12 protein-coding genes are annotated in these 16,570 nt (G+C 40.2%); 6 read left to right on the top strand and 6 right to left on the bottom strand.

Translation table 11 applies throughout. The features are described 5' to 3' along the window. Nucleotides 1-13 precede the first annotated feature (13 nt). Together LMH66_RS11005 and LMH66_RS11000 are read right to left on the bottom strand one after the other, a co-directional pair. The gene (locus tag LMH66_RS11005) at nucleotides 14-2,509 is read right to left on the bottom strand and encodes an EAL domain-containing protein (RefSeq protein ID WP_229370057.1); all 2,496 of its coding nucleotides are present in this window, start codon (nucleotides 2,507-2,509) and stop codon (nucleotides 14-16) included. Between the two features lie 209 nt (nucleotides 2,510-2,718). Beyond that, a complete protein-coding gene (locus LMH66_RS11000) occupies nucleotides 2,719-3,540 on the bottom strand; it encodes a polysaccharide deacetylase family protein (RefSeq protein WP_229370056.1) in 822 nt (273 codons plus the stop codon). Nucleotides 3,541-3,922: 382 nt separating this feature from the next. On the opposite strand from LMH66_RS11000, the gene LMH66_RS10995 reads away from it, so the two are divergent. Further along, nucleotides 3,923-4,582 carry a nitroreductase family protein gene (locus LMH66_RS10995; RefSeq protein ID WP_102526523.1) on the top strand — a complete coding sequence of 220 codons (660 nt, stop codon included), beginning with the start codon at nucleotides 3,923-3,925 and terminating at the stop codon, nucleotides 4,580-4,582. A gap of 87 nt (nucleotides 4,583-4,669) precedes the next feature. Here LMH66_RS10995 and LMH66_RS10990 read toward each other — a convergent pair whose 3' ends face one another. Beyond that, nucleotides 4,670-5,872, bottom strand: coding sequence for an ammonium transporter (locus tag LMH66_RS10990; protein ID WP_229370054.1), 1,203 nt, complete (start codon nucleotides 5,870-5,872; stop codon nucleotides 4,670-4,672). Between the two features lie 669 nt (nucleotides 5,873-6,541). On the opposite strand from LMH66_RS10990, the gene LMH66_RS10985 reads away from it, so the two are divergent. Then, complete coding sequence (locus LMH66_RS10985) at nucleotides 6,542-7,186, top strand: TetR/AcrR family transcriptional regulator (RefSeq protein ID WP_102526521.1); 645 nt, start codon at nucleotides 6,542-6,544, stop codon at nucleotides 7,184-7,186. Nucleotides 7,187-7,234: 48 nt separating this feature from the next. Further along, on the top strand, nucleotides 7,235-8,218 hold the full coding sequence (locus LMH66_RS10980; protein ID WP_229370052.1) for an MDR family oxidoreductase: 984 nt from the start codon (nucleotides 7,235-7,237) through the stop codon (nucleotides 8,216-8,218). A 105-nt stretch (nucleotides 8,219-8,323) separates the two neighbouring features. Here LMH66_RS10980 and LMH66_RS10975 read toward each other — a convergent pair whose 3' ends face one another. Further along, nucleotides 8,324-10,408: a M13 family metallopeptidase gene (locus tag LMH66_RS10975; RefSeq protein ID WP_229370050.1), complete on the bottom strand. Its 2,085-nt coding sequence runs from the start codon at nucleotides 10,406-10,408 to the stop codon at nucleotides 8,324-8,326. A 464-nt stretch (nucleotides 10,409-10,872) separates the two neighbouring features. On the opposite strand from LMH66_RS10975, the gene LMH66_RS10970 reads away from it, so the two are divergent. Then, the gene (locus tag LMH66_RS10970; protein ID WP_229370046.1) at nucleotides 10,873-11,601 is read left to right on the top strand and encodes an energy transducer TonB; all 729 of its coding nucleotides are present in this window, start codon (nucleotides 10,873-10,875) and stop codon (nucleotides 11,599-11,601) included. A 79-nt stretch (nucleotides 11,602-11,680) separates the two neighbouring features. On the opposite strand, the gene LMH66_RS10965 is transcribed toward LMH66_RS10970, so the two are convergent. After that, nucleotides 11,681-12,586: a LysR family transcriptional regulator gene (locus LMH66_RS10965; protein ID WP_229370044.1), complete on the bottom strand. Its 906-nt coding sequence runs from the start codon at nucleotides 12,584-12,586 to the stop codon at nucleotides 11,681-11,683. 207 nt (nucleotides 12,587-12,793) lie between these two features. On the opposite strand from LMH66_RS10965, the gene LMH66_RS10960 reads away from it, so the two are divergent. Both LMH66_RS10960 and LMH66_RS10955 read left to right on the top strand, forming a co-directional pair. Beyond that, nucleotides 12,794-13,870, top strand: coding sequence for an aldo/keto reductase (locus tag LMH66_RS10960; RefSeq protein ID WP_267869144.1), 1,077 nt, complete (start codon nucleotides 12,794-12,796; stop codon nucleotides 13,868-13,870). Nucleotides 13,871-13,928: 58 nt separating this feature from the next. After that, nucleotides 13,929-15,899 carry an alpha-amylase family glycosyl hydrolase gene (locus LMH66_RS10955; RefSeq protein ID WP_229370042.1) on the top strand — a complete coding sequence of 657 codons (1,971 nt, stop codon included), beginning with the start codon at nucleotides 13,929-13,931 and terminating at the stop codon, nucleotides 15,897-15,899. A 287-nt stretch (nucleotides 15,900-16,186) separates the two neighbouring features. Here LMH66_RS10955 and LMH66_RS10950 read toward each other — a convergent pair whose 3' ends face one another. Beyond that, nucleotides 16,187-16,366: a PA3496 family putative envelope integrity protein gene (locus LMH66_RS10950; protein ID WP_102529429.1), complete on the bottom strand. Its 180-nt coding sequence runs from the start codon at nucleotides 16,364-16,366 to the stop codon at nucleotides 16,187-16,189. Nucleotides 16,367-16,570 lie beyond the last annotated feature (204 nt).

Here is a 16,570-nt window from a genome sequence, read left to right as displayed (position 1 = left end):
ACTTATTAAGGTTTTAGTGTTTATGGAAGTATTTTGATTCTAATTGCGCTAACGTTAAGGGTTTATCGAAGTAGTAACCTTGTATTAGTTCACAACCATATGATTTTAAAGTTGAAAACTGTTCTTTTTCTTCGACCCCTTCAGCGACGACTTTGATATCGTAAGCTTCACTTATAGCTAAAATGGCTTTGACTAGGGCATTACTTTGTGGGCTGCTGATCATATTATTAATGAAACAGCGATCTATTTTGATTTCAGTTATTGGCAGTTCATTTAAATAGCTTAATGAAGAATATCCTGTACCAAAATCATCAAGGGAAATACCAAATCCTAGTGCTTTTAATTCATTTAAAATAATGGATGTCTTTTTTAAATCTTTCAGGACTAAGTTTTCAGTAATTTCTAATGTAATACGTTGCTGATCAATATGGACCTCATTAACTATTTGAGTAATCGATTCGGCAAAATTGATATCCAATAATTGATGGGGAGAAATATTAATAGCCACACGGATCGCACTATCGCCATTGGGTGAGATGGCTAAAATATCTTCACAGGTTTTACGGAATATAAACAAACCTATGCTGTTTATTAGGCCTGTTTTCTCGGCAATATTAATGAAAATTTCTGGTGAGATGTTACCCAGTATTGGATTGTTCCAACGGGCTAATGCTTCAACACTCTGCAGTTTTTCAGAATTTGTGGTGATTTGAGGTTGATATAAGACGCTAATTTCATTCTTGGCTAAAGCGGATCTTAGCTGTTCTTCAAGTTGGTATTCATAAGTTATTTGAGCATCGACCTCTTCATCAAAGAAATTGACCAAACCATTCAATTTGGCTTTGGATTTATAAAGTGCAATATCGGCTTTGCGAATTAACCCTTCAGGGTCTTGGCTGTCAGAGGGGTACATACTGATCCCAATGCTACCTTTAATCTCATGATGATTGTCATTCAAGCTATATTCTCGATTAAAGATATCCTGGATCAAGACAACTTTTTGATGCACTTGATGAATGTTGTCTAAGTTTGGAAAGCAAAATGCGAACTCGTCTCCGCCAAAGCGTGAAGCTGTGTCTTCTGACACTATAGATTGTTCTATGTTTCGGCTCACTTCTTTGAGTAATTCATCCCCAACTGAATGGCCATAAACATCATTAATTTTTTTAAAATTATCGATATCAATCAATAATACCGCGAGTTTTTTATGCTTTTTGTTAGCGGTTTTGATCCCTTTAGCAATATGCTCTACGAAGCATAATCGATTAGGAAACCCTGTGAGGCCATCATGCATCGCCATATGCTTCATGGTGGCTTTGGAGTTTTCTAACCTTTTAAAGTCTTTCTCAATTTGAAACTTGAACTTTTTAAATCTTTTAGCAATTAAATTACTGGCGAATAGGCAGCCTCCCACCATAAAAAAGGTCGATAGAATACTTAAAGTGAGCACCTTCATCAGTTTTTCATGGTTATTTAAAAGCAATTTCTCCTGTTTATTATTCAGATACTTTTCAAAGTCATGAGAATTGAAATGTGCCCCGACAACCCAGCCCCATGGCTCAAGTAATTTGGCATAACTAATTTCAACAGGGGCTCTTTTTTCTTTGGTTAAATTAGCTAAATCAAATTCCATGAAATTCCCCTCAATGCTAACTTGAGAGAGCAACTGATTGACTAATTCTTGAGTCGTGTGCTCATGGTGTTCGACGAAGTCATGTCGTTGATGGCTGATAGGGTTGGCCAGTGGATGACCACTCTTATTAATAATGAAGACACGCTGATGTTTGTCGTCATCATATTCAGAAATCCAGTTTAGGAGGGTATCTTTAATATCTTCTTCTACATCGGCGAGATATTCGCCTGTGCCGATAAACCAGTCATAGGGGCCAAATTGTTTGCCATAGCCCACTTTTTCGAACTCTTGATTAGCTGGAAAACCAGGTTTTTGATACCACCAATGATAAAAAGCTTCACCGTTATGCAGTTGTATTTTCTGGATGTGCTCTTTCAGGATATAAGTCCCACGAAGATCTTGAGCGTTCCATACTGAGGTATTTTCTAAATGAGGTTTTAATCCGTGTAGTACATTTATGCCATCCATTTGGAAAATAAAAAAATAACCTCTGCCATCATTAAACCTAATCGGCCTTAATGCATCAACAATCATTTTTTTGACTTCTGATTCAGGTTTATCTTGGTTGATATTAAAGATATTGAGAGCAATAGCGTGGGCTTCATTTACTCGCATTCTAGATAGGTTTTTTAGCTGTGAAAGCGCTGCACTTTTTTTGAATTCAATGATGTTTATAACTTGATTGACTTGCTGTTTGATTTCTTGTTTTTGGCGAGCAATGACGTCTTCTCTGAGGGATATTATACTGTTGTTGGCTTTTTCTTGGTTGTCACTGATGATGACAATATTAATAATAATCATGAAAAAGCACACTGTTAAGGCAGGTGCAAACTTAATTAAATTAATCAGTTTCTGGTCATTCCATAACACCATCATTATCTTTGTAAATCCTTTTACACCGAGATTAGCTTAAATTCAGTATAGAACAAAAATCACAGGCTTATTTAGAAAAAAAGTATAAATATCAGTTAATTTATTAAAGTTTGAAGTGTGTCTAACTATCGGTTTTCGACCGACTGGAAAATGGTTGAAAAGAGGAGTGAACCACTTTTTGCTTCAGAAGTATGAGTGATCGATCACTTAGCTTATTCTTGGGGATTGAGTGGTTGATGCTTGAGCTTTACGTATTGCATAATATTTCGGTAATTATCGACCCATAGCGTTTCTCGGTTATCACTTAAATACTGCAATAATTCATCATGAGCTTGATTACTGACAGTTAAGTAATCTCCTTCAATTCCATGAAACAAGATATTGGCGATGCCACCTTGTCTGTGGGCTTTTTTTACAAAGTTAATCAGCGCTTCACCACTGACATTTTCGGGCATCATCAACAAATCAAATTTGGCATCATACTGCGGATTAAAGCCTTTAATCGCCACGAAATCGTTTCTTATTACCTCGACATAATTACCTTCAGCGGTTTCAGTATCGCCGCAGGGAATAGTAAAAGTGCGACTGGTTTGGCTATCTATTGCTTGCAGAAAAGTATTGGCGACGCTGATTTCTTGCTGTATCTGAGTCAAGGTTTTAGTGTCGATATCATGATAAGCGGCAACCCAGTCACGGTCTTTTTGACTTTTACTACAAGGGTGAAAAATGGTGTGATTACCTAGCTCATGACCATTAGCGGCTACGGAGCGCCATTGCTCCATTCCTTGCTGTGTACCTGGATTTGCTAAGGTGAGGTAAAAAGAGGCTTTAAAGCCATATTTATCCAGTGCTGGAATAGCATGGGCTAATTGACTCATTAACGCATCATCATAGGACAGACTGACAGCGGCTTGATAATTAGCTGGCCAAATAAAATCGGACTTTATGTCGGTTGAGTGAGCAGAGTAAGGCAGACTCATCGAGCAGGTTGCTGTGATAAAAGCAGCCATTAAGGTCCAAGTTGGTGATTTCATTTTCGCTATTCCTTGAGCTTTGATTTTTACCATGATGCATGAATGGGCTATAGCATGGCTATTGTCAGGTCATGGCTATTGTTATGGTTATTGTCATAGTCATAGTCATAGTTATGGTTATTGTCATAGTCATAGTTATGGCTATAGCCATTGTGAATGTTATTTTTTAAATAGATTCTCAAACAGTAACCCGCTACTTAAACAGCCCTAAAAGCGCGCTTGTTATTATGGCGGTAATTTTCACTAGAAAACAAATTGGAATAACAAAGTGGTTCATTGTGGATGATTAAGACCATAATGATTGGAGCTATCGGCTCTTTTTCTCTTTCGTAATGATCTTTAATATGCACTCCATCGACATCGTTCAATGAGGAAAATCATCATGTCTCACCAAATTATTAAAGATTTAAACAGCCGTTACACTGCTAAAAAATACGATTCATCAAAGCGTATTTCGGCTGAAGATATGACTGTGCTTAAAGAAGCTATTCGTTTATCAGCTTCCTCTATTAACTCACAGCCATGGAAATTCATTGTGCTTGAGAGCGATGCAGCAAAACAACGTTTCCACGACACATTTGCTAATATGCATCAGTTTAACCAACCGCATGCGACTGAAGCGTCACATATTATTATGTTCGCTCATAACCCTAATTTCACTAAAGATGACTACAGAAAAGTCGTTGATGTTGAAGTTTCTTCAGGTCATTTACCTGCTGAAATGTATGACAACATGCTTAACGGAGCTTTTGGTTTTGTGGACCTTAATACCGATGAGAATGGTTATAATGGCGGCTGGACTAAGGCACAAACTTACATAGCAATTGGTAATACTTTGCATGTACTTGCTCGCTTAGGTATTGATTCAACGCCAATGGAAGGGGTTGACCCGGATTTAATCGGTGAGATTTTTAATGAAGAATTAGGCGGTTATGTGTGTCAATTCGCGTTAGCGATTGGTTACCACAAAGACGGCGAAGATTATAACAAAGGCTTACCTAAAGCCCGCTTACCAGAAGCTGACGTCATTACAGTTTTATAATTGTCAGGTTTCAATAAAAAGCTCAAGCCATCGCTTGAGCTTTTTTGTTACTGAAAATCAGTACAATAATGGTTTTATTGATTTCGGTTACTTGTCTGCATTGGTGGAGCCAATTTTATGAATGGCTAAGTCAGCGCCGATATATTCATCTTCTTGGCTTAAACGTAAGCTAGATACTTTATTGACGATGCCATAAACGATGAACCCACCAACCACAGCGAATACGACGCCAGCAGCAGTGCCGACAAGTTGCGACATAACGCTTACACCACCAAGGCCGCCGAGACTTTGTTGGCCAAATATACCCGCTGCAATACCACCCCAAACACCACATAAACCATGAAGTGGCCATACACCTAAGACATCATCAATTTTAGTGCTGCGCTGAAGCTTAGTGAACACAAATACAAACAGTCCGCCAGCAACCCCGCCTACCACGAAAGCGCCAATAGGATGCATTAAATCAGAACCTGCACAAACAGCGACTAAGCCTGCTAGTGGACCATTATGAATAAATCCGGGGTCATTTTTACCGACAAGAAGCGCAATAATAGTGCCGCCCACCATGGCCATTAAGCTATTTAATGCTACAAGGCCACTAATGCCATCTAAGGTTTGTGCTGACATGACATTAAAGCCAAACCAACCAACGATTAAGATCCATGAACCCAATGCAAGAAACGGAATGTTTGAAGGTGCAAAGGCTACCCCAGGTTTACGACCACCACGGACACCCAAAAAGTAAACTGCGACTAACGCTAACCAGCCGCCCATGCCATGGACGACAACTGAACCTGCAAAGTCATGAAACTCAGCGCCAAAAGTACTGCCAAGCCATGCTTGAAAACCATAGTTACCATTCCAAATAATCCCTTCGAAAAGTGGATAAACAAAGGCAACAATTAACGCTGATGCAAACAAGAATGGACGGAAACTGCCACGTTCAGCAATACCTCCTGATACGATTGCTGGAATCGCTGCCGCGAACGTTAATAGGAAAAAGAACTTCACTAAGTCATAGCCATTATTTGCTGCTAGCGTGTCGGCGCTAACAAAAAAGTGGCTACCATAAGCAATTTGATAACCTATGACGAAGTAGGCGACAGCTGAAAAGGCGAAATCAGTTAAGATTTTAACTAATGCGTTAACTTGGTTTTTGTGTCGAACGGTACCAACCTCTAAAAATGCAAAGCCTGCGTGCATCGCAAGCACCATAATTGCACCAAGTAGGATAAAAAGGGTGTCTGCACTTTGTGCAATGACCCCGATTGCGTCACTAATATTGTCCATTTATGCTCCCCAAAGCTATTCTCTTATTAAAATTCATAGGCTTAGTGAAGCAAGAATTATTCCTATGTTGCAAAAATGTTACGCTTGACAGGTTCATTATTGGTGCAGGTAAGTAAAATTACTGTGCTAACAGTGAGTTCGATGAGCTATAGAGGTGCGATAGTTGTGAGTCTTTCGGTTGAGTTTAGATTTTTAAGGGCTGTTTTAAGACTTTATTGATTCAACTTGGTGCAAGCTGGTTTCATGATAGTGCAAATAGATTTTATGATAGTGAAATGGATTTATGCGATCGCAAAGTTTAACTATCAGAAAGTTAAGCTATCAAAAAGGTTAATCATTAATATAAGAGTTAAACACTAATATATTAGTTAAACACTAAGTATAATAGTTAAACACTAATATAATAGTTAAACACTGATATAATAGTTAAACACTAAGCCACAAAATGAATGGCTTAATATTGATGAATATTCTTAGCAAGTTCTAGCATGATTTAAACTGTAATTTATGAGACTTGTTTCAATCCAGCGTTGTTCAATCAAGCTTTGTTCTATAGCTTGCGACTACCTCTTTTCCTTTAAGAGATCATTTGCGATCAAATTCTCAAATTTGGATTGAGATTGCAGACGATACTTGTATTTAACTAGACGATCGGTCTAATATTGAACCATGACAGAATCACAACTGGTAAAAGCGGCTAAACCTCGTCGAGGTCGACCACCAAAGGCTGCAAGAGACAATCAAGATACTCGCGCTGAGTTAATTCGCAGCGGCCTTGAGCAGCTGACCGAAAAAGGTTTTGCTTCATCAGGGATTGATCAAATATTGCGAAAAGTAGGCGTGCCTAAGGGATCTTTCTATTATTACTTTTCCAGTAAAGAAGAGTTTGGTCAGGTTGTGATTGACAATTATGCGACTTATTTTGCGCACAAACTTGATAAGCACTTGTTAGATCAAGCCTATTCGCCCTTAGCACGTATTGGCCAATTTGTAGAAAGCGCCAAAACTGGTATGGCTCGGTTTGAGTTCAAACGAGGTTGTTTAGTGGGTAATTTAGGCCAAGAAGTGGACTTGCTGCCTGAAAGCTATCGCCAGCAGTTGATTGATATATTTTTAGATTGGCAACAAAGGTTATCCATTTGTCTTGAGGCGGCTAAAGCTCAAGGTGAAATCGCACAAAGTGCAAATTGTGAATTACTTGCTGAACAGTTTTGGGTTGGCTGGGAAGGTGCGGTAAGCCGCGCTAAGCTAGTTCAAAGCACCCAACCTTTACAGAATTACCTCGAGTTTTTTATCGCTGGATTACCGCGATAAAAAATTTTTAACCATTTATAGACGCTCGGTCTATATTAAGGAGACACCATGTTTAATGGTTTATTGATTGAAAAAGATGACCAAGGTTATCGCGCAGAAGTTAAAGCAATTGATGAAAGTCTGTTACCTGAAGGCGATGTTAGCGTGAAGGTACTTTATAGCACGGTAAATTATAAAGATGCTTTGGCGATTACCGGAAAAGGACCGGTTGTTAGGCAGTTTCCTATGATCCCGGGTATTGATTTAGTCGGTGTGGTTGAGCAATCAGATAGTGATAAATTTACTCAAGGCGACCATGTGCTACTTAATGGTTTCGGAGTTGGCGAAGTTCACTGTGGTGGCTTAGCGACAAAGGCACGTTTAAAAAGTGAATGGTTAATTCCGCTTCCAGCAGCGTTTACGCCAAGACAAGCTATGTCAATTGGTACTGCAGGTTATACGGCCATGCTGTCTGTTATTGCACTTGAAAAAAACGGTGTGACACCGGATAAAGGTGAAGTTTTAGTAACAGGCGCCAATGGCGGAGTAGGGAGCTTTGCTATCGCTATTCTAGCCAAGCTTGGTTATAAAGTTGTGGCTTCAACAGGTCGTGCTGAACAATCCGCTTATCTAGAAAAGTTAGGCGCTACAGAGGTGATTGATCGTAATACTTTATCAGAGCCTGGTCGTCCATTAGCGAGAGAACGTTGGGCTGGTGCGATTGATTCTGTAGGGAGTCATACCTTGGCAAACATTTGTGCTAGTACCCAATATGGCGGCACAGTGGCAGCGTGTGGTTTAGCCCAGGGAATGGATTTTCCATCTTCAGTGATGCCATTTATTTTACGCGGGGTGACATTAGCGGGTATCGACAGCGTCATGCGCCCACTTGAAGATAGGTTAGAGGCTTGGCAGCGTTTGGCTGAGATTATCGAGCCGGAAATGTTTGATGATATTTCCAAAGAAATCAGTTTAGATGAAGTGATTAATACCGCTGATGCTCTGATTGCTGGCAAGGTGCGTGGCCGCGTGGTGGTGAAGCTAGCGAAATAAAATTTCTATTTAATACCGCCTTAATGAGTTAATAAAAAAGCCAGTCAGTGACTGGCTTTTTTGTGCGAGTTCAATATGAAAACTCACGTTTGAATGGTTAACTGATTACCAGATGCGAACACGCTCATCTTCAGGTAAATACAGTTTGTCACCAGGCTTAACATCAAATGCTTTGTACCATGCATCATGGTTACGTGGTGCTAATGCGCGGTATCGACCAGGAGCATGGGTACCGGCGCGAAGCTGGCTTAACATGCTTTGTTCGGTGCGTTTTTCTTTCCACACTTGTGCCCAAGCTAAGAAGAAACGCTGATCGCCAGTTAATCCGTCGATAATTGGTGCTTCTTTGCCATTTAAACTTAACTGGTAAGCGTGATATGCCATAGATAGACCACCAACATCACCAATGTTTTCGCCTAAGCTATTACGGCCATTAACGAAGTTTTCAGGGATAGGCTCATATTGACTGTATTGGGCGGCAAGCATATCTGCTTTCGCTTCAAATGCAGCACGGTCGCTATCAGTCCACCAGTTACGCTGAATACCATTAGCATCAGACTTAGAACCTTGGTCATCAAAACCATGGCCCATTTCATGGCCAATAACTGCGCCAATACCACCGTAATTCACAGCAGGATCAGCATTAGGATCGAAGAATGGCGGTTGTAAAATTGCCGCTGGGAATACAATTTCGTTAAATGAGCTATTGTAATAAGCATTGACAAATTGTGGTGTCATGCCCCAACGATTGCGATCGGTTTTCTTCAGCTCTTTAGCAACGCTATCGGCATGGAAGTACTGACGTAGATTTTTGATATTGCTTAGCAAATCTTTGTTAGTCAGTGCTAATCCATCAAACTCTTGCCACACATCAGGGTAACCAATTTTAGGCTTGAAGGCAGCTAGCTTAGCGTGAGCGTTCACTTTAGTTTCATCGCCCATCCAATCAAGACCATCAATGCGTTGGCCTAATGCAGATCGAAGGTTTTCTACTAACTCAGCCATTTGTTGCTTAGATGACTCAGGGAAGTAGCGAGCAACATAGACTTTACCGATTGCAAAACCAAGTGACTGAGTACCGGACATTTCAGCGACAGCGCGCTTCCAACGTGGCTTAGGCTCTTCTTGACCGCTGAGTTCTTTGCCGTAAAACGCAAAGCTAGTATTGTAGATATCTTCCGATAATAAACCTGCATTGTTACTGACAGTGTGGAAGGTGAGGTAATCTTGCCATACATTGAGTGGCTGATTATTAACCAACTCAATCATTGCCTTGATAGGCTCAGGCTGAGAAACGTTAAGCTGTGGTATTTGGTAACCTGATTGCTCAAAGAATAAGTCCCAGTTGAAGTTAGGGTATTCATTGTTTAAGTCAGCACGTTTTACCTGATTTAAGGTTAAATCACGGTTACGACGTTTTTCACGTGGCCATTGACCTTCAGCTATTTTAGATTCTAATGCCACAATCGCTTCAGCGCGAGCTTGGCCATCTTTAATGCCTGCAAAAGCAAGCATTTCAGCAATATGGCTTACGTAGGCGCTACGAATTTTTACAAAACGCTCGCTATCTTCTAGGTAGTAAGAACGATCTGGAAGACCTAAACCACCGGCACCAATTGATAATTCATACTGGTTTGGATCAAGACGGTTAAACCACATACCACCAGAAATTGGCGATTCAGCATCGGTTAGCCATGCATTACCAAAAACTTGGGTTAAGTCATCGGTACTTTTGATCGCTGTAATGGTGTCTAAAGTACCTTGAATTGGGCTGATACCCAGTTTGTTGATGGTATCTGTGTCCATATAAGACTGATAAAAGTCAGCAATTAATTGCTCTTCAGCATTCAGGTCGCTGCGGCTTGCGATATCATCAATGATTTCTTTGACTTGCTGCTCGCTGCGTTCACCTAATGCGGTAAATGCACCGTAGCGAGTTTTATCAGCTGGCATTTCAAAATTGTCATACCAAGTACCGCTGGCATACATAAAGAAATCATCACCTGGTTTAACAGCTTCATTACGAGCGGTTAAATCAACGCCGAAATCACCCAATTCAGCTTTTTGGGTTAGGGTGGCGACTGCTGCTTTAACTTTATCTGTGGCGTTATCTGTGGTTTTTACATCTGAAGTGCCACAAGCGCTCAAAAATGTTGAGGCCAGTGCAATTGCGATCAGTGTTTTTTTCATTGTTGTCTGCTTCCTTACAAAGGATGGAATCGGTTTATATTTTTATAATTATTCGATGTTATTTTTTATGGGTATTTTAACGAAAGTGGGCTTTATCGGTAAAAAACCTATCCATACTCTTAGACTGAAGAAAAAAGTCAATTTAATAATTGTTAGCAAATCTTGTTTTTATTGAGTAATTTCAATATCAGCCTAGATTTTAGGCGCGAACAATCACTAAGTTTATCCCCCCAGATCTGAAAAATATCGCGATATTATCAACTTAATATGTTTGTCACTCCCCCTTGTGATGTGCCTTTTGTGTTTCTGGTTGGTTGGTTTTGTGTGATTGATTTGTTTGGTTGGTGTTAAATTTGGGCGGGTTTTAGCTATTTGTAACAAAATATTTGCCAGTTAACTTAATTGGCAACTAGAGGTTAAAAGGCACCACCTATTGTTTTAATAATAAATAACAAGGAATGTCTATGATCAAATCCAATATCATCTTTAAGCTTCAAGTTCAGGCGCAAACTCAGTTGCATAACCAAGTAAATTTAGTGATGCAGCATATGAGCAATGCCCTTGTTTCAGAGGGGGGATTGTTAGCACCACGTCAGCTAATCACTAAAGCTGGAATTATGTTGTTAGGCGCAATTGTCACTTTAGCGTTATTCGTTTTCATGGCGCAATTAGTTAAAAGTGACGCTGTATATGTTGATGAACCTGCTCCATTGCCAGTGATTAACTTTTTTCAAAAGCCACAAGAGCCTCAAAAAGTGATCAAAAAAATCAGGGTGCAACCTCAAAAAGTGCCTGCAATTATTGATCGTACTCCTATGCCAACTTCTTCAGAGGGAGATGCTGACGTCATTAAAGGTTTTACGCCTGAAGCCTTACCTGTGCCAAAAGAGAACTATGATCGCAGCTACAATGATGGAGATGCTATGCCTGTTGTGCAGGTTTCACCGCAATATCCCATGGCTGCAGCGCGAGATGGTAAAGAGGGTTATGTGATTGTGATGTTTGATATTAGTAAGACGGGCGAAGTTATCAATGCTCAAGTGATGGAGGCTGAGCCCAGAAGAGTGTTTAATCGCTCAGCAATACAAGCGATTAATAATTGGAAGTACAAACCTAAAACGGTTGCAGGGCAAGCCATTGAGCAAAAAGGGCTGCAAGTGAGGCTAGACTTTAGCCTTGATCAGGCTAACTAAACTTGAGCTTATTCGCACTAAAACCTATCAAGTATTGATAGGTTTTTTGTCGACTAAATTTATCGTCGAGGAAGAATGATTAGCTGGCAGCTTGCTGAGAGGGCGGTAAATTATAGGCTATCCATTGCAAGGTAAATTCGATAAAGCGAGACAATCTAGCTGATTGATGGATCAATTGTGGATGCATCAAATACGTGGCTGAAGAGACAGTGCTGACCTGTGGTAATACTGTAATGAGTTGCCCTGAGGCTATTTCTTTGTCCACTAAGTATTCGGGCACCATAATAATCCCTTGTCCGGCAATGGCTAACGATTTGAGCATGTGATTGTCATTAACGCTAAGGCTACTTAATACAGGTAATGACTCGCCATTTAATGGCCATTCAGTAAACTCCGTTGCTGTTAGGCATTCATGCTTAGTTAAATCTGTCACCCGTTGAGGCATACCATTACGGTTAAGGTATTGAGGGGAAGCACAGCAAATGTGCTGATAAGAAAACAGCTTTTTTGCCACCATATTTTGTGGTGGTGTGTTAGTCGCGCGAATCGCTAAATCAAAATCACTTTTGGCAAGGTCATGGGTGGTGTAACTGCTATCGAGACTAAAGCTAATCTGTGGATGTTGTTGCTGAAACTCACTGCAGATAGCTAATAAATAACGCTGGGTAAATTGACTTGGTGCGGTGATTTTAATCCGTCCTGCAATACTGTTATTCTCATGACGGATCTGTCGGTCTAAATCTAAAAGCGACTGTTTTACATGGCTCATGCTTGCAAGGATAAGCTCACCTTGAGGCGTGAGTTTTACACTGCGAGTGGTGCGGATGAGTAAGGGTCTGGCGAACTCTTTTTCAAGCTGTCTAATTTGCTCAGAAAGATATCCTCTTGAGATCTCAAGCGAGGCTGCGGCTTCAGTAAAACTTAATTGTTTTGCGACTTCACTGAACAGAAATAGCCGTTCAAATTTTTTGTGTTCTCGACTCATGTCATCATCATCTTAAAATCAACACCCTAAAATTATCATCTTAAATTAATTATCTTAAACTATTCATCATTATCTTTTAAAACGAATTGTATTCTTTTATTGGTAGCTATATCAAACAATGATTTTGGTGAATACGGTTCCTCATTGCTGCTCAATGCTTACACTGATTGTTATCTAAAATGTGCCGATAACGAGCGAAGCCTTTCAATGAATGCATCTTTAACCGAGCCTCAAGTTATTAATTCAAAATCAGTTATTAATTCAAAATCAGTCACGGGTTCAAACTCAGCAATAAATGCAAAACAAGTCAACGTTAAGCCTTTGGCGCTTGCGCAACACTTACCAGACGTTAGCCGAGTGGTTTATGGCTGCATGGGACTAGGCGGTGGCTGGAATAATCATGACATTAGCGCAGCTGATCGAAATCAAGCTCACGAGGTTATAGATACGGCTTTAGCACAGGGAATTAACTACTTTGACCATGCTGATATTTATACCTTTGGTAAAGCAGAGCAAGTGTTTGGTCAGGTGTTGTCAGCTCGTGCTGAATTACGTGAAAAGATGTTTATTCAAACCAAATGCGGTATCCGTCTTGAAGATGATTTAGGGCCAAAGCGTTACGATTTATCAGCGCAATGGATTAACCACAGTGTTGATAAAAGCTTGCAACAATTACAAACCGATTACCTTGATGTGTTGGTATTGCATCGCCCAGATCCACTCATGGAGACAGAGGAAGTCGCAGACACGTTCCATCGTTTACGTGATGCAGGAAAAGTACGATTCTTGGGTGTTTCTAATATGCAGCATCATCAAGTATCAGCCATTCAACAAGCGCTGGATACACCTTTAGTTGTCAACCAAATTGAGTTGAGTTTACACAAGCAAGATTGGCTCGATGAAACTGTTTATGCGGGTAATCAAGCTGGCGCTGGGGTTAACTTTACCCCTGGTACATTAGCGTATTGCCAGCAGAACCGTCTGCAAGTGCAGTCTTGGGGGAGCTTGTGTCAGGGGCTTTACACTGGAGTCGATGCAAGTAGTCAACCAATTGCGGTTCAAAAAACCAGTAAATTAGTAGCGCGATTAGCCGCAGATTACGGTGTTAGCAAGGAAGCCATTTTACTTGCTTGGTTAATGCAGCATCCTGCGCAAATTCAGCCCGTCATTGGTACTACGAACTTACAAAGAATTTCAGCTTGTCAGCAAGCTATTGGCTTGAAACTTTCCCGTGAACATTGGTATGCCTTATATGTGAGCGCAAAAGGTGAAGAGTTACCTTAACTTTATATCACTTCGTTGTGGCACTTTTGTTTGAACTATTAATGGATTAAGAACAAATATGAATTCAATATTATCAAAAACTACATTGGGTGTAGCAAGGCTTGGTTTAGTCACTGTCAATGCAGGAGTACTGCTCCTAGGTTGCCTCATAAGTGAGTCATCTCAAGCCGAGTCAGCGGCTTTTGAATTAGCGTCCACGCAATCAATATCCAGGGAATCGAACGTAAGCGAACCCCCAGCATCGTTAGATATTTACCAAGATTATCTACATCGAGATATTCGGGATGACATTTTTTATTTTGTATTGCCAGATCGATTTAATAATGGCAATGAAGCTAACGATAATGGCGCTTTGTCAGGAATATCTCACGGTGGTGTCGATAAGGCGTCAACGCGTGGTTTTCATGGTGGTGATATTACTGGGATTGAGCAGAAATTAGATTATTTGGCGTCTCTAGGGATCACAGCTATTTGGATGACACCACTACTGAGAAATCAGGCGATTCAAAAAGACGGCATTGCACATCACGGTTATTGGATTGTCGATTTCAGTGAAATTGATCCACACTTTGGTAGTAATGATGATCTTAAAGCCTTAATCAATGCTGCTCACCAGCGGGGAATGAAGGTGTTTTTTGACATCATCACTAATCACACCGCAGACATCATCCGCTATAGCGAGTGCCATCAACAAGACGGTCAATTCCGTCAAGGTCTAGACCATTGTGAATACAAGCCATTAAGCACATCTAAAACAGAACAATATTCACCATTTATACTTGATGAACACGCTGATATTAAAGTGCCAGAGTGGTTGAACGATCCGCAGTATTACCATAATCAAGGTGATAGTAGCTTTAAAGGTGAAAGCTCACTTAATGGTGATTTTAATGGCCTTGACGATCTTAATACTAAAAATCCTCAAGTGCTCAAAGGGATGATTGAAATTTATCAGCAATTGATAGCCGAGTTTAAGCCTGACGGGTTTCGCATCGATACTGTGCGTCATGTTGATTTGTCATTCTGGCAAACTTTTACACCAGCAATTATTGATTATGCCAATCAGCAAGGCATTCCTAATTTTCATGTATTTGGCGAGGTCTACGACACTAACCCACATCATCTCAGTTTGTATACCACAGAAGGTAAATTGCCCTCGGTATTAGACTTTGCTTTTCAGGATGTCGCTGCTGATATTTTTTATCGTGGTAAAAGCCCGCTATTAGCAAAACAGTTATTTGAGCAAGATGTGTTGTATCAAGATGAAGATAGCCAAGCAGATTTATTGATGACCTTTTTAAGTAACCATGACATGGGGCGAGCGGGGTATTTTATTAATGGCTCAGGACTTGAATTGACGGCAGCTGAAAAGTTACAGCGGAGTATTTTATCCCATGCGTTTATGTTTTTATCGCGCGGGATCCCCGTTGTATATTACGGTGATGAGCAAGGCTTTACTGGTGATGGTAACGATATTGATGCAAGAGAAGACATGTTTCCATCAAGGGTAAACAGTTATAACGATAATGTGTTAATGGGGACTTCAGCGACGACTGCTGAAGATAATTTTAATCAATCCCATCCACTATTTATGGCGATATCAGCCCTCAGTCAGCTTAGGAAAGAGCATAGAAGCTTACGTCGTGGCGTATATCAACCTAGATACTATCAAGCTTCAACAATCCAAGATTCAGCAATTCAAGAATCAATAATTCAAGCCTCATCAATCCAAGCGAACAGCGGCATGTTTGCCTTTGCTAGAGTGGATGAAACGAGTGGTGAAGAATATTTGATTGTGTTTAATTCTGGTAATCAATCTGCAAGCATTGAAATTGATATGACAGATAAAGGTGAGCCTATCACGGCGATTGAAGATGTATTGAAAACCTTTAAGGCTGCTGGTGATTTATATTATAACGGCTTACCTTCTAGCAATGTAGATTCAAGCCACTTAATTGACGTTGAAAAACAAGCTATCACAGTCTCAATGCCTCGCTTAAGTTATGGGGTATATCAAATAAAACGATAAAAATGGGCATTAGTCTTCAGGAGTTCCCCCCTTCAATTTACTCCTAACCACGGATTTTTAAACGTGAAGTTACTGGTATCTGTAGCGTTGAACGTTGATGAAAACTGTGGTTTTTTTATGCCATTTTTGTATAAATAAAGCAGCGTAACAGCGGAAATAATGGATGCGTGGTTCATTAAGCTCAGTGTTGGAGAAGTCACTTGAGCTTAATGATGCACGGAAAGCATGGTGGAGAAATGCACGCTTATGCAGAATAGATAAACAGAGTGTTTGAATACAATAACGTGTTAAGCAAAGAAGTCATCGCCACCCATAGCACGTTTAAGTTGTTGTGCTTCTAAGTAGTCTTCAAGGCGTCTTTTCACCTCTCGTCTATGCAACATATCTTCTTTTGCTTTTGGAGTAGATGGTTTGTCAAACCCATCGATTTCAGTATTATTTGGAACAAGGTCAATAATTTCAGCCATAAAATATCCTTTCTATCGAGACATGGCTTTCTTGTTGGGGAATAAGTCGCCCTTGAAATAGAAAGTCTGTTCGATATCAATCATAAAGCCCAAACTACAAGCACTTAGTATTGGTGGTTGTGAACACTATATTAGTGTGTGCTTAATCTGGAATTTATCAGGAGTTTCAAAATAAAAATGCGATCTGGATAACAATTTTTTTTT

The organism is Shewanella sp. 10N.7, assembly GCF_020806285.1.
Lineage (GTDB): Bacteria > Pseudomonadota > Gammaproteobacteria > Enterobacterales > Shewanellaceae > Shewanella > Shewanella electrodiphila.
Note: the sequence above shows the minus strand (reverse complement) of the source record. Positions and strands in the feature narration are given on the sequence as shown.

Coding starts and splice junctions, on each gene's coding strand:
- LMH66_RS11005 (WP_229370057.1), bottom strand. CDS start 2,509: ATGATGGTGTTATGGAATGACCAGAAACTGATTAATTTAATTAAGTTT.
- LMH66_RS11000 (WP_229370056.1), bottom strand. CDS start 3,540: ATGAAATCACCAACTTGGACCTTAATGGCTGCTTTTATCACAGCAACC.
- LMH66_RS10995 (WP_102526523.1), top strand. CDS start 3,923: ATGTCTCACCAAATTATTAAAGATTTAAACAGCCGTTACACTGCTAAA.
- LMH66_RS10990 (WP_229370054.1), bottom strand. CDS start 5,872: ATGGACAATATTAGTGACGCAATCGGGGTCATTGCACAAAGTGCAGAC.
- LMH66_RS10985 (WP_102526521.1), top strand. CDS start 6,542: ATGACAGAATCACAACTGGTAAAAGCGGCTAAACCTCGTCGAGGTCGA.
- LMH66_RS10980 (WP_229370052.1), top strand. CDS start 7,235: ATGTTTAATGGTTTATTGATTGAAAAAGATGACCAAGGTTATCGCGCA.
- LMH66_RS10975 (WP_229370050.1), bottom strand. CDS start 10,408: ATGAAAAAAACACTGATCGCAATTGCACTGGCCTCAACATTTTTGAGC.
- LMH66_RS10970 (WP_229370046.1), top strand. CDS start 10,873: ATGATCAAATCCAATATCATCTTTAAGCTTCAAGTTCAGGCGCAAACT.
- LMH66_RS10965 (WP_229370044.1), bottom strand. CDS start 12,586: ATGAGTCGAGAACACAAAAAATTTGAACGGCTATTTCTGTTCAGTGAA.
- LMH66_RS10960 (WP_267869144.1), top strand. CDS start 12,794: ATGAATGCATCTTTAACCGAGCCTCAAGTTATTAATTCAAAATCAGTT.
- LMH66_RS10955 (WP_229370042.1), top strand. CDS start 13,929: ATGAATTCAATATTATCAAAAACTACATTGGGTGTAGCAAGGCTTGGT.
- LMH66_RS10950 (WP_102529429.1), bottom strand. CDS start 16,366: ATGGCTGAAATTATTGACCTTGTTCCAAATAATACTGAAATCGATGGG.